Here is a 23978-nt window from a genome sequence, read left to right on the forward strand (position 1 = left end):
GGTCGTGGACGACGACCGCGCCGCCGAGCTGGCCGTGGCCCTCGCCGCGCTGGCCGGTCGTGAGATCGGTCCGGCCGAGGCGCGGGCCGTCGTCGCGCACGCCCACGGCCTGACCCCGGCCCGGGCGAACACGGTCTGGACCCGGCACCGGGCGGTGCCGCGGACCGTGTCGCTGCGCGACTACCTGGCGATGACGATCCGGTTCGCCGCGCAGGACCCCGCCGCGGGCGGGCCCGGCGGCCCGGAGCCGCACGCCTCACCGGATCCACACGGCCGACACGGTGGGATGGGACCGTGAGCACGACTGCCTCGACCGGTCCGGACCCGATCACCCCCGCCCGCGACGCCGAGCGGCTCGAGCGTGCGGTGCTCGAGGTGAAGCGGGTGATCGTCGGCCAGGACCGCCTCGTCGAGCGGATGCTGGTGGGGCTCCTCGCGAAGGGGCACCTGCTGCTGGAGGGCGTCCCCGGCGTCGCGAAGACCCTCGCCGTGGAGACCTTCGCGACGGTCGTGGGCGGCAGCTTCTCCCGCCTGCAGTTCACCCCCGACCTGGTGCCCGCCGACATCCTCGGCACCCGCATCTACCGGCAGGGCCGCGAGGAGTTCGACGTCGAGCTCGGTCCGGTCGTCGCGAACTTCGTGCTCGCCGACGAGATCAACCGCGCCCCGGCCAAGGTGCAGTCGGCGATGCTCGAGGTGATGGCCGAGCGCAAGCTCTCCCTCGCCGGTCGCGACCACCCGATGCCCGACCCGTTCCTCGTGCTCGCCACCCAGAACCCGATCGAGAACGAGGGCGTCTACCCGCTGCCCGAGGCGCAGCGCGACCGCTTCCTGTTCAAGCTGATCATCGAGTACCCGGGCGTCGAGGAGGAACGGGAGATCATCTACCGGATGGGGTCCACCCCGCCGGTGCCCTCCCAGATCCTCACCCCCGAGGAGCTGGTCCGGCTGCAGCGCACCGCGGCGGACGTGTTCGTGCACCACGCCCTGGTCGACTACGTCGTGCGGCTGGTCGTCGCGACCCGGCTGCCGTCCGAGCACGGCCTGTCCGACGTCGCGTCCTGGATCGCCTACGGCGCCTCGCCGCGCGCGTCGCTGGGCATCGTGTCCGCCGCCCGCGCGCTGGCCCTGGTCCGCGGCCGGGACTACGTGCTCCCGCAGGACGTGCTCGAGGTCGCCCCGGACGTGCTGCGCCACCGCCTGGTGCTGTCCTACGACGCGATCGCCGACCAGGTGCCGGTCGACCACATCGTCACCCGGGTCCTGCAGACCGTGCCGTTGCCGCAGGTCAGCGCCCGTCCCGGGGGAGGTCCCGAGGGAGCGTCGACGGCGTGGCCGCCCGCACCGGGTGCCGGCCAGGGCCCGGCGTGACGGCGGGGTCCGCCGACCTCGTCCGGCTCGAGGCATCCCTGCGGACCCTGGAGCTCACCGTCCGGCGCCGGCTGGACGGGCTGCTCCAGGGCAACCACATCGGCCTGCTGCCCGGGCCCGGCACCGAGCCCGGTGACGCGCGGCCCTACCAGCCCGGCGACGACGTCCGCCGGATGGACTGGTCGGTCACCGCCCGCACCACCGCGCCGCACGTGCGCGAGACCGTCGCCGACCGCGAGCTGGAGACCTGGGCGGTGGTGGACCTGTCGCGCAGCATCGACTACGGCACCGCCCGCACCGACAAGCGGCACCTGGCGCTGGCCGGGCTCACCGCGGTCGCCCAGCTGACGACCGGCGGCGGGAACCGTCTCGGCGCCGTCGTCGCGAACGGGGAGTCGACGCTGCGGCTGCCCGCCCGCGGCGGACTGGCGCACGCCCGCGGCCTGGTCCGCCGGGTCGCGACGATGCCGCCGGCGCCCGAGGGCACCCGCGGCGACCTGTCCGGTGCGCTCGACGAGCTGCGCCGCCCGCCGCGCCGGCGCGGGCTGGTCGTCGTGGTGTCGGACTTCCTCGGCGAGCCCACCTGGGAGCGGTCGCTGCGGGCGCTCTCGGCCCGCCACGAGCTGCTCGCGATCGAGGTCGTCGACCCGCGGGAGCTGGAGCTGCCCGACGTCGGGACCGTCGTGCTCGCCGACCCCGAGACCGGGCGCCAGCGCGAGGTCGACACCACGCCGCTGCTGCGCCGCGAGTTCGCCGCCGCCGCCTCCGAGCACCGCGACCGGGTGGCCAACGCGCTGCGCCGCTGCGGGGCCGGGCACCTGACCCTGCGCACCGACACCGACTGGGTGGCCGACATCGTGCGGTTCGCCGTCGCCCGCAAGCACGCCGCCGCTCCGCGGAGGCTCGCGTGACGTTCACCGCCCCCTGGTGGCTGCTCGGGCTGCTCGTCGTCGCCGCGCTCGCGGTGGCCTACGTGTGGCTGCTGCGGCGGCGCCGTCGCGACGTCGTGCGGTTCACCAACCTGGAGCTGCTGGAGTCGGTCGCCCCCAAGCGGCCGGGCCGGTGGCGGCACCTCCCGGCGATCGCGCTGATCGCGGCGCTGGCGGTGCTCACCGTGGCGCTCGCCGGGCCGCAGGCGATGGCGAAGGTGCCGCGCAACCGGGCCACGGTGATGCTGGTGATCGACGTGTCGCTGTCGATGAAGGCCACCGACGTCGCCCCGACCCGGCTGGCCGCCGCGCAGGCCGCGGCCAAGCAGTTCGCCGACCAGCTGACCCCCGGCGTCAACCTGGGGCTGGTGTCCTTCGCCGGGACGGCGGCGGTGCTCGTCTCGCCCACGACCGACCGCAGCGCGGTCAAGAACGGCGTCGACAACCTGCAGCTCGCCGAGTCCACCGCGACCGGCGAGGCGATCTTCACGGCGATGCAGTCGATCGACACCTTCTCGCGCTCGCTGCAGGGCGGCCCGGACGCGGCGGGTGTGCCGCCACCGGCGCGGATCGTGCTGCTCTCCGACGGCACCCAGACCGTGCCGGGGCCGGACGGGGAGACGGAACCGCGCGGCTCGTTCACCGCGGCCGCCGAGGCGAAGAACCGCGGCATCCCGGTGTCCACGATCTCCTTCGGCACCAGCTACGGCACGATCGAGCTCGACGGCGGGCGCACCCCCGTCGCCGTCGACGACGCCTCGATGGAGCGCATCGCGCAGCTCTCGGGCGGCCGGTTCTTCACCGCCGCCACCGAGTCCGAGCTGCGCGCGGTCTACTCCGACCTGTCCGAGGAGCTCGGCTACGAGGAACGCGAGGTCGACGCGAGCAGGCCCTGGATGATCGGCGGGTTCGTGCTCCTGATCGGCGGGCTCGGTGCTGGCATCCTGCTCGGCAGGCGACTGCCGTGAGGGTGATCTCCGCTCGCGGGTACCGGCCGGTAGTGCGTTAGGTTCACCCCCCGTGGGACGTAGCGTGCTCGTGACCGGAGGAAACCGCGGCATCGGCCTGGCGATCGCACAGGCGTTCGCGGCCGAGGGCGACCAGGTGGCGGTGACGTACCGCTCCGGGAAGGACGACATCCCCGACGGGCTGTTGCCGGTGCACTGCGACGTCACCGACGCCGAGTCCGTCGACGCCGCGTTCACCGAGGTCGAGGCCGCGCACGGCCCGGTCGAGGTGCTGGTGTCCAACGCCGGCATCACCGACGACGGCCTGCTCATGCGGATGGCCGAGGAGTCCTTCACCAAGGTCGTCGACGCCAACCTCACCGCGGCCTACCGGGTCGCGAAGCGGGCCTCGCGCGGGATGCTGAAGGCCAAGAAGGGCCGGATGATCTTCGTCTCGTCGGTCGTGGGCCTCTCCGGCTCGGCCGGGCAGGTCAACTACGCCGCCTCGAAGTCCGGGCTCGTCGGCCTGGCCCGCTCGGTCGCCCGCGAGCTGGGCAGCCGCGGCATCACCGCGAACGTCGTCGCCCCCGGGTTCGTCGACACCGACATGACCCGCGCGCTGCCCGAGAAGCGGCGCGAGGAGATCCTCGGGACCATCCCGCTCTCCCGCTACGCCGACACCGGCGAGATCGCCTCGGTCGTCGCCTTCCTCGCCTCGCCCGGCGCCGGCTACGTCACCGGGGCGGTCGTCCCGGTCGACGGCGGCCTGGGCATGGGTCACTGAGCGACGCCCGCGGAGCGGACATCGACACCGTGGCCACCGGCCCGGCCACGCAGAACTCTCGAAAGGACGTCATGGGACTGCTCGACGGCAAGCGGCTGCTGATCACCGGTGTGATCACCGACGCCTCGCTGGCCTTCCACTCCGCCAAGATCGCCCAGGAGCAGGGCGCGGAGGTCGTGCTCACCGGTTTCGGCCGGATGCGGCTGGTCGAGCGGATCGCGATGCGGCTGCCGAAGCCCGCACCGGTCGTCGAGCTGGACGTCTCGGACCAGGAGCAGCTGGACTCGCTCGTCGAGCGGATCACCCCGCACCTGGGTGACGAGCCCCGCCTCGACGGCGTGCTGCACTCGATCGGGTTCGCCCCGGCCGGTGCGCTCGGCGAGGGCGCGTTCCTCAACGCGCAGTGGGAGGACGTCGCCACCACGATCCAGGTGTCGGCGTACTCGCTGAAGTCCCTGGCGATGGCGTGCAAGCCGCTGCTCGGCCCGGGCAGCTCGATCGTCGGCATGGACTTCGACAACCGGCAGGCGTGGCCCGCCTACGACTGGATGGGCGTCGCGAAGTCCGCGCTGGAGTCGGTCACCCGCTACCTGGCCCGCGACCTGGGCCGCGACGGCATCCGGGTCAACCTGGTCGCCGCCGGCCCGGTGAAGACGATGGCCGCCAAGTCGATCCCGGGCTTCTCCGCGTTCGAGGACGTGTGGGACAAGCGCGCACCGCTCGGCTGGGACATGAACGACCCGGTGCCGGTCGCCAAGACCGTGTGCGCCGCGCTGTCGGACTGGATGCCGACCACCACCGGTTCGATGATCATGGCCGACGGCGGGGTGCACGCCGTCGGCGTGTGAGGCCGGGGAGCGCGCGCACCGGGTGGCGTCGATAATCGGGACCGTGCCCGAACAGCCCTGCTCCGACCCCGATGCCATCCTGGTGCTCAGCTTCGGCGGCCCCGAGGCCCCCGACGAGGTCCGCCCGTTCCTGGAGAACGTGACCCGGGGGCGCGGGGTCCCGCCGGAGCGCCTCGACGCCGTCGAGGAGCACTACCAGCACTTCGGCGGGGTCTCGCCGATCAACGCCCGCAACCGCGAGCTGATCGCGGCGATCGCCGCGCGCACCGAGCTGCCGGTGTACTTCGGCAACCGCAACTGGCGGCCCTTCGCCGAGGACACCGTGCGCGAGATGACCGAGGCCGGCGTCGAGCGGGCGCTGGTCTTCGCGACCAGCGCCTACGGCGGCTACTCCGCCTGCCGCCAGTACCACGAGGACATCTCCCGGGCCCGGGACGCGGTCGGTGACGCGGCCCCCGAGCTGGTCAAGCTGCGCCACTTCTACGACCACCCGGACTTCGTGCGCGCCAACGCCGACGCCGTGCGGACCGCGTGGGCGCAGCTGCCCGAGGACCGTCGCGAGGCGGCGCGGCTGGTGTTCACCGCGCACTCCATCCCGACCTCGGCCGACGCGGCCGCCGGGACCCCGGCCGACGGCGGGCACCGCTACTCCCGCCAGGTCGCCGAGGCCGCGGCGCTGGTCGCCGCCGAGGTGGGCGTCGACGAGTTCGACGTCGTCTGGCAGTCCCGCTCCGGTCCGCCGCAGGTGCCGTGGCTGGAGCCCGACATCGTCGACCACATCGACGACCTGCACGCCAAGGGCGTGCCCGCGGTCGTCGTCGCGCCGGTCGGGTTCGTGTCCGACCACGTCGAGGTCGTGTGGGACCTCGACAACGAGGCGGCCGAGCGCGCCGCCGAGCACGGCATGGGCTTCGCCCGCGCCGCCACCGCCGGACCCGACCCACGCTTCGCCGACATGGTGGTCGAGCTCGTGCGGGAGCACTCCGACGGCGTGCCCGCCCGGCGGCTGGGCACCGGCCCGTCCGCCGGGTGCACCCGCAACGGGGCGCCCTGCGCGGTCGACTGCTGCGTGCCGCAGCGGCGGCCCGCCCGGCCGAGCTGATCAGCGGCGCCGCACCCGGGCCAGATGGGCGGGGACCTCGACCCGGGTCCCGGCCGGCTCGCCGTAGGACCCGGCCAGGCCGGCGGTCACGACCCCCCGGTAGGACGCCGGTCCGACGGTCTCCACCGTCCAGTCCGGCCCGGTGAACGCGGCCCGGATGTCGGCCGCGTCGATCACCGGGCCGAACTCGGCGGCGGCGCCGGTCCGGGCCAGGGCGAGCACGTGCACCACGCCGCCGGGACGCACCACCCCGGCCAGTGCGCGGGCGTAGCGGGCCTGGTCACCGGGGTCGAACAGGTGGAACAGGGCACTGTCCACCACCGTGTCGAACGGGCCGAGGCCGTCCGGGGCGAGCGCGTCGGCGACGACGAACCGGGCGTCCACCCCCGCGGCCGCGGCTCGCTCCCGGGCCCGCCGGACCGCGGTCGGGGCGGCGTCGGCGCCGAGCACGTCGTACCCCAGCCCGGCGAGCAGGATCGTGTGCTCGCCGGTGCCGCAACCGGGGTCGAGGACGGTCCCGGTGACGGCGCCGTCGCGGGCCAGCGCGGCGACGACCGGCTGCGGCTCGTCGATGACCCAGGGCGGGTCGCCGTCGCGGTAGGCCTGCTCGAAGCGGGCCACGGGTGGTGTGGTGTCCATGAGTGCTCCCTCGCCGGTGGTGACACGGGGGAGCGTCGGGGATGAACCCGGGTTCAGGTCAAGTGGGCCGCGGTCAGATCCGCGCCCACGCCCGCGCGAGCAGCTCGTAGGACCGCAGGCGGTCCACCAGGGTGGGGGCGACGGTCTCGACGACGAGCTCGTCGGCCTCCGCGGCCTCGACGATCGCGGCGAGCCGGCGCGCGACGGCGTCCGCCCGGCCGACGACGCGGGTCCGCAGGCGGTCGTCGAGCGCGACCTGCTCGTCCGGGTCCAGCGGGGGGAGACCGGCCCGCTCGTCGGCGGTGGGATAGTGGTGCGCGCCGGCGTCGAGGGCCAGCCCGCGCAGCCAGACGTCGTAGCCGGAGCCCAGCGCGGCGGCCTCGTCCTCGGTGTCCGCGGCCAGCGCCGATACCGCGATCGCGACGTGCGGGCGGTCCCGGTACGGGCCCGGTACGAACCGCTCGCGGTACAGGTCGATCGCCTCGAGCACGGTGGTCGGCCGGGAGAAGTAGGCGACGCCCATCGGCAGCCCGTTGCGCGCGGCGTACTCGGCGCTCTCGCCCGCGCCCGCCGCATGCACCCAGACCTGCGGGGTCACGGCGTCGAGCAGGTCGACCGGCGTGCCCTGCAGCCCCGGCTCCTTGCCGGCAAGCAGACGCAGGAGCTGGTCGCAGCGCCCGGTGAAGGTGCCCAGGCCGCGTTCGAGCAGCCGGGCCTCGACGTGCGGGCGGTCGTGGTCGAGCCCGACGGTGCGCGGCGTGCGGGCGGCGACCGACCGGCCCAGCCCGAGGTCGGTGCGGCCACCGGACAGCGCGGACAGCAGCGTCGCGTCCTCGGCCATGCGCAGCGGCGGGTGGTAGGCGACCAGGGTCGCGGCGACGCCCAGCCGGATGCGGTCGGTCCGGGCCGCGAGGTGCGAGAGCAGCAGCATCGGGCTGGTCGACCCGAGTGCCGGGTTGAGGTGGTGTTCGCCGACCCAGTAGCGCAACATGCCGAGCGACTCGACGTGGCGTGCGAGCACGACCGCGTCGGAGACGACGTCGGTGGCGGTTCCGCCGGGCCGGACCGGGTTCAGGTCCAGGCACGACAGCGGGATCGTGGACAGGGTGCACTCCAGCGACAGGCGGGGTGCACGGAGTCGGCACCGGGATCGTTCGAATCTAGAGCCGCCGCGGGCAGGGGGTCAACGCGGCAGGGGCCGTGGCGTCGGGACTCACCTTGTCAAGGAATCATTGACGCCTACGCGCGGTCAACCGAGCGGCGACACCCGCCGGCCGCGGAGCCGGGGGAGGGGAGGCCGGCTCGCGCGGTCGGGCCGGGACGGCCGTCACCGGGCGCGGGGTGCCGGTGGGGTCCCGCCGGTGCGGATCATCGGACGGTTCCGCGGTCCGGTCGGGCCGGTGCGACGACGGGGCGCCGGCCGCGCCTCGGCTCCCGGGCCCGGTCCGGTGTCGACGGCGCACGTCGGTGGTGTCGGGACACGGTCGCGTGCCGCCGGGGGTCGACGGGTTCCCGCGCCGATCGGGTCCAGGCCGGGAGGTCCGGGGCGACCGCACCGGCAGGAGCTGCACCGGCCGACGAGCGGCCCGCCGGTGCGATCGACGGCGCCGGCCACCCCGGCTCGTCGACACGTCGTGGTCCTTCGAAGTCAATGAAACATTGACGCCAGCACATCGTCGACGAAACGACGACGACCGAACCGCCCGGACCCTGAGGGACCGGCGCCGGCCGGGGAGGTCCGGTGACGCCGGCCGGGGGACCGGTGTGCGGGGCGGTGCCCGCCCCCGGGTCAGCGGGGTCGCTCGGCGGCCCGGTCCAGCGCGTCGACGACGGCGTCGGTGAACGCCCCGGCGCCGCCGTGCCCGGCGTCGTCGATGATCCGCAGCTCGCTGCCCGGCCAGCGCCGGTGCAGGTGCCAGGCGATGTCCGGGGGTCCGCTGACGTCGTACCGGCCGTGGATCAGGGTCCCGGGGATCCCGGCGAGCCGGGACACGCCGCGGAGCAGGGCGCCGTCGGGGGGAAACGCGGCGTGCCGCCAGTAGTGCGTGACCAGCCGGGCGAAGACGAGCCGGAACGCCGGGTCCTCGTAGCGTCGGCTCGGCAGGTGGCCCGGTGCGAGGGAGACGTGGGTGTCCTCCCAGCGGCACCACTCGCGGGCGGCGTCCTCGCGGACGGCCGGGTCGGGGTCGGCGAGCAGGGTCGCGTAGGCGTCGACGAGACGGGTGCCGCGCAGGTGGGCGGGCACGGCGTCGGCGAAGCGGTCCCACGCGGCGGGGAAGATCCGGCGCATGTCCTCGGTGACCCAGCGGATCTCCCGCTCGGTCGTCGTCACGACCGCGGCGAGGACGAGCGCGTCGACGCGCTCCGGGTGGGCCTGGGCGTAGGCGAGGGCGAGAGTGCTGCCCCAGGAGCCGCCCTGCACGACCCAGGAGGGGACGGCCAGCAGCTCGCGGAGCCGCTCGATGTCGTCGAGGAGCAGCTGTGTGGTCTGGGTGCGCCCCAGGTCGACGGCGGGGTCGGAGGCGAGCGGCCTGCTGCGGCCGCAGCCGCGCTGGTCGAGCAGCACGATCCGGTACCGCTCGGGGTCGTAGTACCGGCGTGTCCCGGCCGAGGCGCCCGATCCGGGTCCACCGTGCAGGTCCAGGGCGGGGCGCCCGTCGGGGTTGCCGCAGGTCTCCCAGTACAGGGCCTGGCCGTCGACGGTGGTGAGGGTGCCTGCGTCGTAGGGCTCGATCGGCGGGTACAGGGGCACGGCTACAAACCTGCCAGCAGGGCGGCGGAGTTGTCCTCCCAGGCGTTGTCGATGCGGATGTAGGCGCCGACGGTGGCCAGGGAGCGGTGCCGGGTCTGGTGGGCGATGGCCCGGTCCGAGGCGCCGCGCTGGTGGGCGTAGGTGACGTGGCCCGCGCGCAGGGAGTGCGCCGACCAGGGGCCGGGGCCGATGTCGGCACGGGCGACCGCGCGCTGGACGATCTCGTTGACCGACTCCGGGTGCAGCGGCCGGTCGGTGACCCGGTTGCCGCGGGTGACCTTGCGCAGCACCGGGCCCTCGGTGATCCCGGCGGCGTCGAGCCAGGTCCGCAGCGCGGTGACCGGGCAGCGCGCGGCCCGGTGCGCGTGCGGGAGGACGACGAGCTCGGGCTCGGTGCCGTAGGGGTTGGTCTTGGACCGGGGGATCGACAGGACGCGGCCGCGCGGGTGGTCGGCGACGTCGGCGACGGTGAGCGCGGCCAGCTCGGAGCGGCGCAACGCGGAGAAGAACCCGACCAGCAGCAGGGCCCGGTCGCGCAGGCCGGCGAGGTCGTCCTCGCCCGCGCGGGTCACGTAGCTGCGGGTGGTGGGGCAGGCGTCGACGACGTCGTCGAGGTCGGGGGGCATCAGCGGACGGGCCTGGACCGGCGGGGCGCCGTGGGTGCGGCGGATCCCCTCCCAGACCGCGGTGACGCGGCGGGCGTCGGTGGGGTCGGGCAGGTCACGCATGACGTGCACGAAGCGGATCGAGGACAGCCGGCGGCTGATGGTCCCGACCTTCGCCCCGGCCCCGGCGAGCTCGGTGATGTAGCCGGACAGCGCCTCGGGGGCGGCGGGCAGCGCCGCGTGCCCGTGCCGGTCGCACCAGCCGCTGAACTCCCGCCAGTCCGACGCGTAGCCGCGACGGGTGTTGGCCGACCGGGCGGCCGCGACGTAGGCGGCCTCCTGTTCGGTCAGCGGGAGGTCCACCTGCGGCGCGAGCAGCTCGGCGCCGGGGACGCCGGTGCGGGCGGGGTCGGTCACGGGGTCATCCTGCCGGTCCCGGCGCCCGCGCCACGATCACCACGCCCGGGCCGGTCCGCTCGTCGGGGTGCAGGAGGAGCTCGGCCTCGGGGTGCAGCCCGGCCCGCCCGAGGAGGTCGCGCAGCTGCTCGGGCCGCCACAGGTGGGTGGTCCAGCGGACGGGCACGCCGCCGTAGCACTCGGTGCGTTCGAGCTCGCCGTCGCCGACGTGGGTCGCCAGGATCAGCCGCCCACCGGGGGCGAGGGCACGGGTGAAGGAGGCCAGGACGTGCGGCAGGACGTCGCGGGGCAGGTGGAACAGCGACCACCAGCCCAGGATCCCGGCGAGCGAGCCGCCGGGGACCGCGAGCTCGGTGGCCGAGCCGACCGAGAACCGGCAGTGCGGGTACAGCCGCCGGGCGTGGGCGACCATGGCGGGGGAGAGGTCCACCCCGGACGCGTCGACGCCGCGCTCCACGAGGTGGGCGGTGACCTGCCCCGGCCCGCAGCCGACGTCGAGGACCGGCCCGCGGCCCGCGACGGCGTCGGCGAAGGTGTCCATGGCGGCCCGGAGCCAGGGGTGGGTGCGGACGTCACCGAGGCCGGTGGTGACGACCATGTCGACGTAGTTGTCGGCGACGCGGTCGTAGGAGTCGCGGACGGCGTCGAGGTCGGCGGGGCGCGGGACCGGGGGCACGGTCAGTGCACGACCGCGGCGACGACGAGCAGTGCCGCGGCGAACGCCGCGGTCACCACCCAGCCCTGCCAGGTCTGCGGGCGCAGTCCCCACCCGACCCGCTTCGGCCCGAACCACGGTGTCCTGTCCATCGCTGCTCCTCCCGCCCGGTTCCCGGCCAGGCTAGCGCCGGTCAGGCCCCGCGCCGCCGCCGCCGGGCGCGCGCGGTGTGGCGGAGCTCGTGCTGGTGGTGCACGGCGCGCCGGACGATGTCGACGACCTCGTCGTCGTCGACGAGGTAGATCTGCCGCCTGCCCTCGCGCCGGGCACGGACCCAGCCGGCCAGCTTGAGCTTGCCCAGGTGGTGGCTGACCGTCGCGACCGAGTGCCCCAGCTCCTCGGCGAGGGTCCCGACGTCGCGTTCGCCCGAGGCCAGCAGCCACATGATGTGCAGGCGGACGGTGGCCGAGAGCATGCCGAAGGCGGCGGCGGTCTCGTGCAGCAGCTCCTCGGGCGGTGGGTCCGCCGGGCCCGGCGGGGGAGGGTCGGCGGGCAACCGGGCTCCTTCCGTGCGGTGTCGTCGCACGTGACGACGGTCAAACATTCTCACAACCGTTTGATCGTTGCAGCTCGATACGGTCTACTGGTCGTGCAGCCGGTCCGCGGGACGCAGCGGGTCCGGAACGTCCACAGGGGAGGTGAGCCGGGTGTCCGACGAGGGGAACAGTACGTACGACCACGTGGGTCCCCGGCCCTACCGGGAGACACCGGGCTGAGCCCGGCGGTCCACGTGGTGTCCGAGGCCTCGACCACGCCTCCGCCGACGGGACCGCCCCACACCGTGGTGCCCGCGCACCGGCCCTGACGGCCGGCGCCCTCCCGTGCGCGCGCCCGCTCCACCGCCGTCCGGCGGCCGGTGCCCGCCGCGCGGCGGCGGAGGTGGTCCGGGCCGTCCACCTCCGCACGAACGAGCGCGAGTACGACGATGACGACCGTCGAGATGCTGCTGCGTCTGGGAGCCGGTGTCGGCCTGGGCACGGTGATCGGGTTCGAACGGCAGTACCGGGCACGGATGGCCGGGCTGCGCACCAACGCACTGGTCGCCGTGGGCGCCACGCTGTTCGTGCTGCTGTCGGCGCACGGGTTCGGCGGACTGTCCGACGCCGGCAGCGCCGACCCCACCCGGGTGGCGGCCCAGATCGTGTCCGGGATCGGGTTCCTCGGCGCCGGGGTGATCCTGCGCGACGGCCTGACCGTGCGCGGCCTCAACACCGCGGCGACCCTGTGGTGCTCGGCCGCGGTCGGTGCACTGTCCGGGGCCGGGCTCTACCAGGTCGCCGCCGCGGGAACCGCCGTCGTGGTGGTGGTCAACCTGGCGCTGCGCCCGCTCGGGAGGGCGATCGACCGCCGTCCCGAGGCCGGTGACGAGACCCCGACCGTCTACAGCTTCCACGCGGTGACCCGCGACGACGCCGAGGCCCACGTGCGGGCCCTGCTCGTCCAGGCGCTGGGGCGCACCGACTTCCGGCTCGCGTCGGTGCGGTCGAGCAACACCCCGACCGAGGGCTATGTCGAGGTCCGCGCCGACCTGTCCGCCGACCACCGCGACGACACCCAGATGGAGTCCGCGGTCAGCAGGCTCTCGCTCGAGCCCTCGGTGACCAGCGTGCGCTGGGACGTGCGGACCCCGGCCCGCGACACCGGCGCGGCGAGCTGAGCCCCGCGAGGCAGAGAGGACATCGTCGTGGTGCTGCGTGTGTTCCCCTCCCGCGAGGCCCTGTCCCGGCCGCGGCAGGGTGCCGTCGACGTCGCCGTACTGGTGGGTGCGGCCGCGCTCCTGTGGGCGCTGGTGCAACTCTCGCACGGGCTGGACGTGCCGTTCGACGAGGCCACCGCCCCGTCGCGGATCTCGACCGACCCGGCCGAGCTCCCCTACTACGCCGCGCGCTCGCTGCTGCGGATGTTCGTCGCACTGGCGCTGTCGGTCCTGTTCACCTTCGTCTACGCGACCGCGGCCGCCCGGTTGCGGCGGGCGGAGAAGGTGCTGCTGCCGGTGCTGGACATCCTGCAGTCGGTGCCGATCCTCGGGTTCCTGTCGGTGACCGTCACCGGGTTCCTGGCGTTGTTCCCGGGGTCCGAGCTCGGGCTGGAGTGCGCGTCGATCTTCGCGATCTTCACCTCCCAGGCCTGGAACATGACCTTCGCCTTCCACCGGTCGCTGGTCTCCCAGCCCCGGGAGCTGGACGAGGCGGCCCGGCTGCTGCGGCTGTCGAAGTGGCAGCGCTTCTGGCGGGTGGACGTGCCCAGCGGGATGATCCCGCTCGTCTGGAACGGCATGATGAGCTTCGGCGGCGGCTGGTTCTTCCTGGTCGCCTCGGAGGCCCTCACCGTCGGCGGGCGCTCCTACGCCCTGCCCGGCATCGGCGCCTACGTCGCCACCGCGACCGAGGACGCCGATCTCGGCCGGGTGCTGCTGGCCATCGGGGTGATGGTCGTGATGGTCGTCGGGGTCAACGTGCTGTTCTGGCGTCCGCTGACCGCCTGGGCCGAGCGGTTCCGGGTCGAGGACTCCGGTGGCGCCGACGCCTCGCGCAGCGTGGTGCTCGACCTGCTGCGCCGCTCGCGGGTCCCGCGGGCACTCGGCGTCGTCGCGGGCCGGTTGGTCGGGCCCACGGACCGGGTCATGGCCGTGTTCGGCCGTGCTGAGCACCCGCTGCGCGGGTCGGTGGCGCGCCGCCGGGCCGGGGACGTCGTCCTGACCGCCGCGGTGGTGGCGCTGCCGGCCTACGGGCTGGTCCGGACGGCCGGCTACATCGCGGCGACGACCGGCTTCGGCGAGGTCGGGCACGCCCTGCTGCTGGGGCTGGTCACCTTCGGCCGGGTGGTCGTGCTGGTGGTCGTCGCGACCGTGGTGTGGGTGCCGGTCGGGGTGTGGATCGGGATGAACCCCCGGGTGTCCCGGCTCGCCCAGCCGGTGGTGCAGATCCTGGCCTCGTTCCCGGCGAACTTCCTGTTCCCGCTGGTCACCGGCGTACTCGTGGCCACGGGGATCAGCCTGGACTGGGGCGGGATCCTGCTGATGAGCCTGGGCGCGCAGTGGTACATCCTGTTCAACGTCATCGCCGGGGCCTCGGCGGTCCCGCACGACCTGCGCGAGGCCGCGACGAACCTGCGCCTCCCGCGGGCGCTGTGGTGGCGCCGGCTCGCCCTGCCCGCGGTCTTCCCGAGCTACGTCACCGGCGGGATCACCGCCGCGGGCGGCGCCTGGAACGCCTCGATCGTCGCCGAGATCGTGTCCTACGGCCCCGTCACCCTCACCGCCACCGGGCTCGGTGCCTACATCGCGCAGGCCACCGCCGCCGGTGACGGGCCCCGGATCCTGATCGGCGTGCTCGTCATGAGCGTCTACGTCGTCGGGCTCAACCGCCTGTTCTGGCGTCCCCTGCAGACGCTGGCCGAGCGCCGCTTCGCCCTGTGACCGTCCCGCTGCCAGGAGGAACCATGTCGACCCTCACCCCCACCCGGTCCGACGTCCTGATCTCCGTCGACGCGGTCAGCACCAGCTTCCCCGGCGCGGAGGGCGGTGAGCTGCGGGTCCTGCAGGACATCCGGCTCGACCTGCACGCCGGCGAGGTCGTCGCGCTGCTCGGCCGGTCCGGCTCGGGCAAGTCGACGCTGCTGCGCACCGTCGCCGGGCTCATCGCCCCCACCTCCGGCTCGGTCCGCTACCGCGGGCGGGAGCTGAACGGCGCGAACCCCGGCGTCGCGATGGTGTTCCAGTCCTTCGCCCTGATGCCGTGGCTGACCGTCCAGGACAACGTCGAGCTGGGTCTGGCCGCCCGCGGTGTCCCGGCCGCCGAGCGCCGGGAGCGCGCGCTCGCCGCGATCGACCTGATCGGGCTGGACGGGTTCGAGTCCGCCTACCCGAAGGAGCTCTCCGGCGGGATGCGGCAGCGCGTCGGGTTCGCCAGGGCACTGGTCCTGGAGCCCGACCTGCTGCTGATGGACGAGCCGTTCTCCGCGCTCGACGTGCTCACCGCGGAGAACCTGCGCAGCGAGCTGATGGGCCTGTGGACCGGCGGGCGGTTCCCGACCACGGGCATCTGCATCGTCACGCACAACATCGAGGAGGCGGTGCTGCTCGCCGACCGGGTGGTCGTGCTGGAGGCGGGCCCGGGTCGGGTCCGCGCCGAGGTCGAGGTGGACCTGCCGCGGCCGCGGGACCGCACCGCACCGGCGTTCACCGCGCTGGTCGACCGGCTCTACGACCTGCTGACCGGACGGGAGCCCGACGACCTCCCGTCCGGGGCGGGCGACCTCACCCCGACGGCCCGGCCGCTGCCCGCCGCCTCGGTGGGTGGTCTGGCCGGGCTCGCCGAGATCGTGCACGCCCGGGGCGGCCGGGCGGACCTGCCCGACCTCGCCGGCGAGCTGAGCTTCGAGGTCGACGACCTGCTGCCGCTCGTCGACGCCGCGGCGATGCTCGACCTGGTCGCGGTCTCCGGGGCGGACCTGCACCTCACCCCGACCGGTACGGCGTTCACCACGGCCGACATCCAGGAGAGCAAGCGGATCTTCGCCGGGCAGGCCCGGGAGCGGGCGCCGCTGGTGCGCACCATCCACCGGGCCCTGTCGGCGAGCAGCGACGGGTCGCTGCGGGCCACGTTCTTCCTCGACCTGCTGCGGCGCGGGTTCTCGGCGGAGGACGCCCAGCAGCAGCTCGACACCGCGATCGACTGGGGCCGCTACGGCGAGCTGTTCGACTTCGACACCGACACCGGGAGGATCAGCCTCGACCCGGGCCGGTGATCGGGGCCGGCGTGCCGCGCGGCGACGGCTACGCTCGGGCTGCTCCGCCGCCGGGAGGGGACCGCTGATGCAGGGACGGGAACCGTTCGCGCTGTCGACCTTCGGCAGCTTCACGGTCGCCGGGCGCCGGGCCGAGGTCACCGGCCTCCCGCTGCGGCACGTCCAGCTCTCCCGGGACCTGCCGGCCTACCCGGTCGACCCGAACGGCACGTACGCCGTCGACCACGCCTACGTGCAGTACTTCGTCCCCGAACCGGTCGGGCACCCGCCGCTGGTGTTCGTCCACGGCGGCGGCATGGCGGGGACGACCTGGGAGGGCACCCCGGACGGGCGCGAGGGCTGGCTCCAGTACTTCCTCCGGCGGGGCCACCCCTGCTACGTCGTCGACAACGTCGAGCGCGGCCGGGCCGGCTGGCTCCCGGATCCCGCGGGCCCCACCGACGGCGCGCTGCTGCGCACCGAGCAGGAGGCCTGGGACGCGTTCCGCATCGGGCCGCCGGAGGGTTACCCGGCGCGCGCGTGCCATCCCGGCTGCCTGTTCCCGGTCGAGGCGCTGGAGGCGCTGGCCCGTCAGCAGGTCCCGCGGTGGATGACCACGACCGCGCTCGCGGTCGGGGCGGTCACGGCGCTGGTCGAGCGGATCGGGCGGTGCCGGGTCGTGGCGCACAGCCAGGGTGGCGGCATCGCCGTCGCGGCCGCGGCGGCCACGCCCGCGCTCGTCGAGTCGCTCGTGCTCGTCGAGCCGCACGGCCTGCCCGACGACGGGGGACCGGCCGGGGTCCGGCAGCTGCTCGTGTCCGGGGACTTCCTCGACCGGACCCCGTTGTACCGGCGGCTCCGGGCCCAGTGGTCGGCCTACGTCGGGGGAGCGGCCGGGCCCGTCGGGCACCTGGACCTGCCCGCCGCCGGCCGGGCGGGGAACAGCCACATGCCGATGATGGACACCAACAGCGACGTGGTCGCGACGATGATCGCGGAGTGGCTCGGCGCCTCCGTGCCGGCCTGACCGCACACCCTCCACCGCCCCGGCGGTCCCTCTCCACCACGGCGCCCCCGTGCGCCCCCGTGTGCTCCCGCGCGCCCCGGCGTCGGTCGGTGCACCCGGGGCCCGGACAACCCGGGATTCTCTGCATTATCCCGTGTGTCGCATGTTCCACGATAACTAACCTGAAACCGGTTCATGGTTCTTACAACCTGAACCGGTAGCATGGTCGGCGTGACGGACACGGTGGTGCGGTGCGGATACAGCCGGTGCCGGGCGGAGCTGCCCTCGCCCGGGCCGCAGGGCGGCCGTCCACGGTCGTTCTGCCGGGACACCCGGTGGGAGCAGGGGCGGACGTGCGCGCAGATGGCCCGCGCCGAGCGGGAGGCCCTCGGTGCGCTCGGCCTCGACACCGGGACCGGGGCGTTCGCGCTCGACGCGGACCGGCTCCGCGAGCACGTCGGCGCGCTCGCCGGGCCGGTGGCCGAGCTGTCCGGGGCGCTGACCTCCGTGCTGGACCGGCTCGACGAGATCGAGCGCGACGCCCTGGCCGCCACCGAGGCCGCCCGCGCGGGCGCCGCCGAGTCCGACGCCGCCCGGCAGCAGGCCGACACCGCCCGGGAGACGGCCGAGCGCCGGGCCCGCGAGGCGGACCGGGCCGCGACCGAGGCCCGGCAGGAGCGGGCCGAGGCGGTGACCCGGGCCGAGGAGGCCGCCGCCACCGCGCTCGCGGCGACCGAGGCCCTCGGTGCGGCGCGGCAGCAGGCCGCCGACGCCGTCGCCGCCCGGGACGCCGCCGTCGCCGACGCCCGCGAGGCCCGGGACACCGCCGCGGCCGCCACCCGGGACCGGGAGGCCGCGGTGCTCGCCGCCCGGACCGCCGAGCACGAGCGCGACGCCGCCCTCGCCCGCGCCGATGCCGCCACCCACGACCGGGACCGCCTGGAGGCCGACCTGGCGGCGCTGCGGGCCGACCACGCCGCGGTGATCGCCGACCGGGCAGGTCTGGTCGAGACCGTCGTCGAGCAGCGCAGCCGGCTCGCCGCGCAGCGCGACCTGCTGACCGAGGCCCGGGCCGTCGCCGAGGGGCTGCGCGCGCAGCACGAGACCGCCCGCACCGCGGCCGAGGAGCTGACCCGCCGGCTCGACGACACCCGCCGGGAGCGGGACGGGCTCGCCGCGGAACGGGACCGGCTGCGCGCCGCGGCACCGGAGCCGGGCCCGGCCCGGATGCACCCCGACGACCTCGCGGCCCTCGCGGCCGCGGTGCGCGGGTGAGGCCCGGCGGCCGGCGACCGGGCCGGCCGGGCTCCCGCTCGGACAGGGGCAACCCGGTCGCGGGTCGGGACCCGGCGTCGAGCGCACCGATGGCCGAGCAGGTCGTCTCCGCCCTGCGGGCCCGCGGCTAGTACTACAGTCGCGTTTATGGGTTGTGGCTGCGGTGTTGGTAGTGGTGCTGTTGGGCGGTGTGTTGGTGTCTTCGTCGCCAGCGTGAGCGGCGCAGCACGTGGCCGGGGTCGGCGATCGTGTCCAGTGCGAGGGTGGCGATGAGGTGGCGGATCTCGGGCAGGCTCAGCGCGATGAGCTCGCCGCTGTCGGCGTGGAGAGCCCCCTTTTTGACCGTGTCACGGTGAGGAAGGCGTGCGCGAGCATGGAGAGAGTGATGTGCCGGTACCAGCCGGTGTATTGCCGGACTTGGTAATGATCGAGGCCGGTCTGGCCTTTCGCGGTCTGGAAGGTCTCCTCGATCGCCCACCGCGCGCCGGCGACCCGGGCCAGCTCGCTGAGCGCGACTCGCTTGGGCGTGTGGCAGAGGTAGTACGCCAGCTCTGAGGGGGCAGTCAGGCTGCGGCGGGCCAGCAGCCAGTACTCGGCGTCGGGATCGCGTTCCCCGTTGATCCGCGCCCGCGCCCACGCGTAGCGACGGTCGCCCTTCGATCCGGCGCCGGCTGACCTGCTGCGCCACGCGGTGGCCGGCAGTCCTGCGATGAGCGCGTCGGCCCGGTACTCGCTCCCGATGATCGACGAGGTGGTCTTGGCGATCACGCGCTGGTTGGAGGGGATCGCGAGCACGTAGCTCATCTGACGGTCTTCGAGGCTCTTGCGGAGCCGGTAGTGCTGTCCGTAGACGGCATCGCCGGTCACCCACGACGCCGGAACCCCGCCGTCGATCGCGCGGGCGATCATCTCGACCGCCAGCTCGGGCTTGGTGCGGAACTCACGATCAGCAGGGATCCCCGCACGGTCACATCGGGGGCGATCCTCGGTCCACGCCTTCGGCAGATACAGCTCCCCGTCCAGGAACGTCCGCCCATGCGGCGTCGCATAGGTCAGGAACACACCGACCTGCGCGTTCTCAATCCGACCCGCCGTGCCGGTGTATTGCCGCGCGACACCCGCCGACCGGTCTCCCTTCTTCAGGAACCCGGTCTCGTCGACGACGAGGATCCCAGCCCGGTCGCCCAGGTGCGCAACGACATACGTGCGCAGATCGTCCCGCACTGCATCGGGATCCCAGTCCGTCGTCGACAGCAGCCGCTGCATCGGATCCGGCACCGGCTGACCGGCCTGCTCGGAGATCGTCCACGAGTTCTTCCGCTCCCGCTCCGAGAGCAGCCCCCGCACATACGCGACCGCGTTCGCCCGCGGCTCCGAACGCGCGAACCGCGACCCAATCAACCGCGCGATCTCGTCCAGACCCGCCGCCCACTCCCGCACATCCGCCACACCAATATCGTCACCCACCGCCAAGGGTTAACACAGTCACGAACACCAGAACCGGAAACACACCGATCACCCTCAACATAAACGCGACTGTAGTACTAGGCCGTTCGGACCTACCGACGGTCACGCGTGACTGTAAGTTGGCCGGATGCAGGAGGTGTCACCGTCGATGCCGACCACGGTCACGGGGTCCACATGAGATGGATGCTGGGCAGGCTCCGGCGCGGGCGGCACCGCGCCCGCGGCCGGTGGCGTCGCCGGGGCTGCACCTGGCCGTGGTGACCCGCCGTCGCTGCGGCCTGGCACGCTCGGCGCCATGACCTCCCGTGTCCCCTCGCGTCGTCGCCCCGACGGCGAGGCTCCCGCCCCGGTCGTGGTGACGGTGCTGCGGGAGCGGCTCTACGGCACCCTGTCCTGCCTGTCGACCCTGCTGGTCCTGCTCGGCCACGGCGGCGAGGGCTCCTCGGCCGGGTCCGCGATCGTCGACGTCGTGGTGGCCGCGGGCGCCCTGTGGGCGGCGAGCCTGCTCTCCGACGTCGTCGCCCACCTGGCCGTGCACGGACAGGGGCCCCGCGGCCACGAGCTCGTCGCCGCGCTGCGCAGCTCGGGGCAGATCCTCCAGGCCTCCGCCGCGCCGGTGGTGCTGCTCGCCGCCGCCGCGGCCGGGCTGCTGGAGCTGACCACCGCGCTGGAGCTCGCGACCGGGGTGACGGTGCTGGTGCTGGCCCTGTTCGCCGTGCTCGCGGCCCGGCGGACTCCGCTGTCGTGGTGGCGACGGGTGCTGCTGGTCGTCGCGCTCGTCGGGCTCGGCGCTCTCGTCATCGTGGTCAAGCTGCTCGCGCACGGCTGACCTCAGCCGCCCGGGACCGCCCCGGGACGGGTGGTGGCCGGCGGCGGTGTGCACACGGTGCCCGCCGCCGGCAGCGTGGTGTCGAGCAGCGTGGCCTCCACCGCGGCGTCGACGCAGGGGTCGGTGCCGTACGAGCCGTGCCCGACACCCTCGCGGGTCAGCAGGACCGCCTGCTCCAGGGTGTCGGCCGTGCGCTTCGCCCAGGTGTGGGGGGTGACCGGGTCGAGGCGGCCGCCGACCACCAGCGTCGGCGGGGCGCCCGCGCCGGTCAGCGGCGCGGTGACCCGGTCGGTGTTCGGCGCGGGCCACACCGCGCAGGCCAGCGCGCTGTAGGCGGCGCGGGTGCCGATCCGCGGTGCGTGCCCGACCGCCCGCTCGGCGGCCGCGGTGTGCGCGGCGACGTCGGCCGGGGTGGTCCAGTCCGCGCAGCGCACCGCGGTGTGCTGCTCCTGCGTCGCGGTCGGGACACCGAACGGCGAGACCGTCAGGTTGCGGTACAGCAGGTGGGCGAGGGTGCCGTCGCCCCGCTGCGCGGTTGCCAGCGCCGTCGTCAGCACCGGCCACAGGGTCCGGTCGCCCGCCGCGCCGCGGGCGGTCTCCAGCAGCATCGCGCCGTCGACGACGCCGGCCGGGGCGAGACCCTCCACCGCCCGGGCCGGGGCGGGGCGCCGTTCCAGACCGGCGACGAGCGCGTCGAACGCGGCGGCCGGGTCGCCGTCGCCGACCGGGCAGACCGCGGTGCCCTCCGTACGGCAGGCGTCGAACCAGGCGTCGAGGGTCCGCTCGCTCGCGACGGCGACCTCGTCGAGGAACTCCAGGGGGTCCCCGGTCCACAGCGTGGTGTCGACGGGTGCGTCGAGGACCATCTGCCGGACCCGGTCCGGGAACAGGGTGGCGTACATCGGGCCGACGACGGTGCCGTAGGAGATGCCGTAGTAGGTGATCGTCTCCTCGCCGAGCGCGGCGCGGAGCCGGTCGAGGTCGCGGGCGACGTTGTCGGTGGACAGGCTCGCCAGGAACGCCGGGTCCCGGTGCGCCGCGCAGCCCTCGGCCAGCGCCCTCGCCTCGGCGAGCAGCGTCGGCAGCGGGGCACCGCCCGGGACGGCGGGGTCGGCGGCGGTGCTCGCGGCGGCCGTGGCGCGCTCGGCGTCGGTGCGGCAGCGCACCCCCGACGAGGCGCCGACGCCGCGCGGGTCCATCGCGACGACGTCGAAGCGCGCCAGCACCTCCGGCCCGAACGTGCCCGGCGACCCCGGGGTGGCGGGCATCGCGCGCAGCGTGTCGGTCGCGGCGACCCCGGGGCCGCCCGGGTTGAAGAATAGGGTGCCGATCCGGCGCTGCGGGTCGGTGGCACGGTGCCGCATCACCGCGAGTGTGATCCGGGGGCCGCCGGGGTCGGTGTACTCCTGGGGGACCTCGAGGGTGCCGCACTCCAGGCCGGGACCGCACCCGGTCCAGGTGACCGGGTCGGGCGGCGGGCCGGCGGGCGCGTCGGGTACGGCCGCGGCGCAGCCGGTGACCGCCAGTGCGACGGCGGCGGCGAGTACGGCGAGCGGTCGGAGGCGTCGGTGCGGGACGGGCATGGGGCCGATGCTGCGGCGGCCACCCGGCCGTCCGGATCGGTCCGGGGGAGTGTCCTGCCCGTCCGGGGTCCGTCCGAAGGATGAGTGCGTCCGGGTCCCGGGACGGAGGTGCCCGGGCCGGTACGGGCCCTAGCCTCGGCGTCATGACCGATGTCGCGGCGTACCGGCGGTGGGTCGTCGACGGCCTGGTGGTCGTGGTGACGGCCCTGATCGGGCTGCTCATGGCCCGGTTGCGGGTGGTGGCGTCGCCGGGTGGGCCCGAGGTGCTGCTGGGTGTCGACGTCGTGGCGGGGATGCTCGCCTGCGTCGCGCTCTGGTGGCGGCGCCGGTACCCGCTGCCGGTGGCCGTGGGCATCGTCGTGCTGTGCACGTTCTCCGAGGTCGCGTCGGTCCCGGGGCTGGTCGCGCTGTTCGCGGTCGCCGCCCGCTGCCCGGCCCGGGTCTCGGCCGCGGTGTTCCTGGGCAGCTTCGCCTCGTTCGCGGTGTACTACTCCTGGCGCCCCGCGCCGGAGGCCCCGCTGTGGCTGCTGGTCGGGGCGGTCGTGGCCGTGCACGCGGCGGTGTTCGGCTGGGGGCTGCTCGTGCGCAGCCGCCGGCTGCTGGTCGCGTCGCTGCGGGAGCGGGCCGCGATGGCCGAGTCCGCGGCGGCGCTGCGGGCCGAGCACACCGCGCACGAGGCGCGGGAGGCGCTGGCCCGGGAGATGCACGACGTGCTCGGGCACCGGCTGTCGCTGCTCAGCGTGCACGCGGGGGCGCTGGCGTTCCACCGCGACGCGCCGGCGGAGGAGACCGCGCGGGCCGCCGAGGTCGTGCGGGAGAACGCCCACCGCGCGCTGCAGGACCTGCGCGAGGTCATCGGGGTGCTCCGGGCGCCGGTGGGGGAGCTGCCGCTGCCCGGGATCACCGACGTCGGGGAGCTGCTCGAGGAGACCCGCCGGACCGGGACCGCGGTCGTCCTGCACGACGGGCCCGGCGTGACCACAGGGGAGCACCCGGTGCCCGAGACCGCGGGGCGCACCGCCTACCGGCTGGTGCAGGAGGCCCTCACCAACGCGCGCACCTACGCGCCGGGTGCCCCGGTCACGGTGACGGTGACCGGCGGGGCCGGGGACGGGCTCGTCGTCGAGGTGGCGAACCCGGCACCGGTCCGGCCCGCCCGCGCCGACCGGCCGGGGGCCGGGCAGGGGCTACGGGGGCTGGCCGAGCGGGCGACGCTCGTCGGGGGCCGGCTGGACCACGGCCCGACCCCGGACGGCGGGTGGCGGACCGGGATGCGGCTACCGTGGCCGTCGTGACCGCCTCCGACCCCGTCGCGGTGCTCATCGTCGACGACGACCCGGTCGTCCGCTTCGGACTGTCGATGATGCTGCGCGGCGCCGACGGCCTGACCGTCGTCGCCGAGGCCGGGGACGGCGCCGAGGGTGTCGCGCTGGCCGAGCGGCACCGGCCCGACGTCGTGCTGATGGACATCCGGATGCCGGGCACCGACGGGCTCACCGCCACCGAGACGCTGCGCCGCCGCCCCGGCGCTCCCCAGGTCGTCGTGCTCACCACCTTCGACGCCGACGCCCACGTGCTGCGCGCGCTGCGGGCCGGCGCCGCCGGGTTCCTGCTGAAGGACACCCCGCCCGACGAGCTCGTCCTCGCCGTCCGGCACGCCGCCGCGGGCCGCCCGGTGCTCTCGCCGGAGGTGACCCGCCGGCTCATCGACCGGGTCGCCGAGACCGACCGGGACAGCACCCGGGCCGCGGCCCGGCGACGGCTGGAGCGCCTCGCCGAACGGGAGCGCACCATCGCCCTCGACCTCGGCGCGGGCCGGTCCAACGCCGAGATCGCCGCCCGGAACCACATCAGCGTGGCGACGGTGAAGACCCACGTCTCGGCGATCCTGACCAAGCTCGACCTGAACAACCGGGTCCAGGTGGCGCTGCTGGTGCACGACGCCGGGCTGTCCCCGCCGGTCTGACCCGGGGCGGGGCAC

24 protein-coding genes are annotated in these 23978 nt (G+C 75.1%); 15 read left to right on the forward strand and 9 right to left on the reverse strand.

What is annotated here, in order from left to right; genetic code table 11:
• Window positions 1–4: 4 nt before the first annotated feature.
• The 7 genes from KPL60_RS05035 to KPL60_RS05065 all read left to right on the forward strand — a co-directional run bounded on the left by KPL60_RS05035 (window position 5) and on the right by KPL60_RS05065 (window position 5981).
• Window positions 5–298 (forward strand): hypothetical protein, encoded by a 294-nt coding sequence (locus KPL60_RS05035; protein ID WP_226365065.1) that lies wholly within the window; start codon window positions 5–7, stop codon window positions 296–298.
• Window positions 295–1371, forward strand: a complete 1077-nt coding sequence (locus KPL60_RS05040) for a MoxR family ATPase (protein ID WP_226357257.1) — start codon at window positions 295–297, stop codon at window positions 1369–1371. Before KPL60_RS05035 ends, KPL60_RS05040 begins: the two co-directional genes overlap by 4 nt.
• On the forward strand, window positions 1368–2282 hold the full coding sequence (locus KPL60_RS05045; protein WP_226365066.1) for a DUF58 domain-containing protein: 915 nt from the start codon (window positions 1368–1370) through the stop codon (window positions 2280–2282). The genes KPL60_RS05040 and KPL60_RS05045 overlap by 4 nt, the downstream gene beginning before the upstream one ends.
• Complete coding sequence (locus KPL60_RS05050) at window positions 2279–3268, forward strand: VWA domain-containing protein (protein ID WP_226357255.1); 990 nt, start codon at window positions 2279–2281, stop codon at window positions 3266–3268. The genes KPL60_RS05045 and KPL60_RS05050 overlap by 4 nt, the downstream gene beginning before the upstream one ends.
• Window positions 3269–3320: 52 nt before the next feature.
• A complete protein-coding gene (gene fabG, locus KPL60_RS05055; protein ID WP_208820828.1) occupies window positions 3321–4031 on the forward strand; it encodes a 3-oxoacyl-ACP reductase FabG in 711 nt (236 codons plus the stop codon).
• 71 nt (window positions 4032–4102) lie between these two features.
• Window positions 4103–4879 (forward strand): enoyl-ACP reductase FabI, encoded by a 777-nt coding sequence (fabI, locus tag KPL60_RS05060; protein ID WP_226357253.1) that lies wholly within the window; start codon window positions 4103–4105, stop codon window positions 4877–4879.
• A 43-nt stretch (window positions 4880–4922) separates the two neighbouring features.
• Window positions 4923–5981 carry a ferrochelatase gene (locus tag KPL60_RS05065; protein ID WP_226365067.1) on the forward strand — a complete coding sequence of 353 codons (1059 nt, stop codon included), beginning with the start codon at window positions 4923–4925 and terminating at the stop codon, window positions 5979–5981.
• On the opposite strand, the gene KPL60_RS05070 is transcribed toward KPL60_RS05065, so the two are convergent.
• From KPL60_RS05070 to KPL60_RS05095, 7 genes are all read right to left on the reverse strand, one after another.
• Entirely contained in the window at window positions 5982–6620 is a 639-nt protein-coding gene (locus KPL60_RS05070; protein WP_226365068.1) for a class I SAM-dependent methyltransferase, read from the reverse strand.
• Window positions 6621–6693: 73 nt separating this feature from the next.
• A complete protein-coding gene (locus tag KPL60_RS05075) occupies window positions 6694–7743 on the reverse strand; it encodes an MsnO8 family LLM class oxidoreductase (protein WP_308016742.1) in 1050 nt (349 codons plus the stop codon).
• A 666-nt stretch (window positions 7744–8409) separates the two neighbouring features.
• Window positions 8410–9372: a prolyl aminopeptidase gene (gene pip / locus KPL60_RS05080; protein WP_226365069.1), complete on the reverse strand. Its 963-nt coding sequence runs from the start codon at window positions 9370–9372 to the stop codon at window positions 8410–8412.
• A gap of 2 nt (window positions 9373–9374) precedes the next feature.
• The gene (locus KPL60_RS05085; protein ID WP_226365070.1) at window positions 9375–10394 is read right to left on the reverse strand and encodes a site-specific integrase; all 1020 of its coding nucleotides are present in this window, start codon (window positions 10392–10394) and stop codon (window positions 9375–9377) included.
• Window positions 10395–10398: 4 nt separating this feature from the next.
• Window positions 10399–10992 carry a class I SAM-dependent methyltransferase gene (locus KPL60_RS05090; protein ID WP_255655476.1) on the reverse strand — a complete coding sequence of 198 codons (594 nt, stop codon included), beginning with the start codon at window positions 10990–10992 and terminating at the stop codon, window positions 10399–10401.
• An 80-nt stretch (window positions 10993–11072) separates the two neighbouring features.
• Window positions 11073–11201, reverse strand: coding sequence for a hypothetical protein (locus KPL60_RS33555; RefSeq protein ID WP_255655316.1), 129 nt, complete (start codon window positions 11199–11201; stop codon window positions 11073–11075).
• Between the two features lie 41 nt (window positions 11202–11242).
• Window positions 11243–11605, reverse strand: coding sequence for a helix-turn-helix transcriptional regulator (locus tag KPL60_RS05095; RefSeq protein WP_226357247.1), 363 nt, complete (start codon window positions 11603–11605; stop codon window positions 11243–11245).
• A gap of 429 nt (window positions 11606–12034) precedes the next feature.
• Between KPL60_RS05095 and KPL60_RS05100 the strand changes: the two genes are divergently transcribed.
• The 5 genes from KPL60_RS05100 to KPL60_RS34240 all read left to right on the forward strand — a co-directional run bounded on the left by KPL60_RS05100 (window position 12035) and on the right by KPL60_RS34240 (window position 18118).
• The gene (locus tag KPL60_RS05100; protein WP_226365072.1) at window positions 12035–12766 is read left to right on the forward strand and encodes an MgtC/SapB family protein; all 732 of its coding nucleotides are present in this window, start codon (window positions 12035–12037) and stop codon (window positions 12764–12766) included.
• 27 nt (window positions 12767–12793) lie between these two features.
• Complete coding sequence (locus KPL60_RS05105; protein ID WP_226365073.1) at window positions 12794–14527, forward strand: ABC transporter permease subunit; 1734 nt, start codon at window positions 12794–12796, stop codon at window positions 14525–14527.
• 23 nt (window positions 14528–14550) lie between these two features.
• On the forward strand, window positions 14551–15858 hold the full coding sequence (locus tag KPL60_RS05110; RefSeq protein WP_226365074.1) for a nitrate/sulfonate/bicarbonate ABC transporter ATP-binding protein: 1308 nt from the start codon (window positions 14551–14553) through the stop codon (window positions 15856–15858).
• 67 nt (window positions 15859–15925) lie between these two features.
• A complete protein-coding gene (locus tag KPL60_RS05115) occupies window positions 15926–16864 on the forward strand; it encodes an alpha/beta fold hydrolase (protein ID WP_226365075.1) in 939 nt (312 codons plus the stop codon).
• A 210-nt stretch (window positions 16865–17074) separates the two neighbouring features.
• Complete coding sequence (locus KPL60_RS34240) at window positions 17075–18118, forward strand: response regulator receiver protein (RefSeq protein ID WP_308016655.1); 1044 nt, start codon at window positions 17075–17077, stop codon at window positions 18116–18118.
• Window positions 18119–18412: 294 nt separating this feature from the next.
• Here the strand turns inward: KPL60_RS34240 and KPL60_RS05125 are convergent, their stop codons facing one another.
• Complete coding sequence (locus KPL60_RS05125; protein ID WP_374228582.1) at window positions 18413–19567, reverse strand: IS701 family transposase; 1155 nt, start codon at window positions 19565–19567, stop codon at window positions 18413–18415.
• Between the two features lie 313 nt (window positions 19568–19880).
• On the opposite strand from KPL60_RS05125, the gene KPL60_RS05130 reads away from it, so the two are divergent.
• A complete protein-coding gene (locus KPL60_RS05130; RefSeq protein ID WP_226357240.1) occupies window positions 19881–20414 on the forward strand; it encodes a hypothetical protein in 534 nt (177 codons plus the stop codon).
• A gap of 2 nt (window positions 20415–20416) precedes the next feature.
• On the opposite strand, the gene KPL60_RS05135 is transcribed toward KPL60_RS05130, so the two are convergent.
• A complete protein-coding gene (locus KPL60_RS05135; protein WP_226365076.1) occupies window positions 20417–21997 on the reverse strand; it encodes an alpha/beta hydrolase in 1581 nt (526 codons plus the stop codon).
• 143 nt (window positions 21998–22140) lie between these two features.
• Between KPL60_RS05135 and KPL60_RS05140 the strand changes: the two genes are divergently transcribed.
• Together KPL60_RS05140 and KPL60_RS05145 are read left to right on the forward strand one after the other, a co-directional pair.
• Entirely contained in the window at window positions 22141–23292 is a 1152-nt protein-coding gene (locus KPL60_RS05140; protein WP_226357238.1) for a sensor histidine kinase, read from the forward strand.
• A complete protein-coding gene (locus KPL60_RS05145) occupies window positions 23289–23963 on the forward strand; it encodes a response regulator transcription factor (protein WP_226357237.1) in 675 nt (224 codons plus the stop codon). Before KPL60_RS05140 ends, KPL60_RS05145 begins: the two co-directional genes overlap by 4 nt.
• The last annotated feature ends 15 nt before the right edge of the window (window positions 23964–23978 follow it).

The organism is Pseudonocardia sp. ICBG162, from assembly GCF_020496225.1.
Taxonomy (GTDB): domain Bacteria; phylum Actinomycetota; class Actinomycetes; order Mycobacteriales; family Pseudonocardiaceae; genus Pseudonocardia; species Pseudonocardia alni.

Bases quoted from the DNA above. Each gene is read 5' to 3' on its own strand.
- fabI (WP_226357253.1), top strand. From the start codon at position 4,103: ATGGGACTGCTCGACGGCAAGCGGCTGCTGATCACCGGTGTGATCACC.
- KPL60_RS05070 (WP_226365068.1), bottom strand. From the start codon at position 6,620: ATGGACACCACACCACCCGTGGCCCGCTTCGAGCAGGCCTACCGCGAC.
- KPL60_RS05090 (WP_255655476.1), bottom strand. From the start codon at position 10,992: ATGGTCGTCACCACCGGCCTCGGTGACGTCCGCACCCACCCCTGGCTC.
- KPL60_RS33555 (WP_255655316.1), bottom strand. From the start codon at position 11,201: ATGGACAGGACACCGTGGTTCGGGCCGAAGCGGGTCGGGTGGGGACTG.
- KPL60_RS05100 (WP_226365072.1), top strand. From the start codon at position 12,035: ATGACGACCGTCGAGATGCTGCTGCGTCTGGGAGCCGGTGTCGGCCTG.
- KPL60_RS05110 (WP_226365074.1), top strand. From the start codon at position 14,551: ATGTCGACCCTCACCCCCACCCGGTCCGACGTCCTGATCTCCGTCGAC.
- KPL60_RS05115 (WP_226365075.1), top strand. From the start codon at position 15,926: ATGCAGGGACGGGAACCGTTCGCGCTGTCGACCTTCGGCAGCTTCACG.
- KPL60_RS05130 (WP_226357240.1), top strand. From the start codon at position 19,881: ATGACCTCCCGTGTCCCCTCGCGTCGTCGCCCCGACGGCGAGGCTCCC.
- KPL60_RS05135 (WP_226365076.1), bottom strand. From the start codon at position 21,997: ATGCCCGTCCCGCACCGACGCCTCCGACCGCTCGCCGTACTCGCCGCC.
- KPL60_RS05140 (WP_226357238.1), top strand. From the start codon at position 22,141: ATGACCGATGTCGCGGCGTACCGGCGGTGGGTCGTCGACGGCCTGGTG.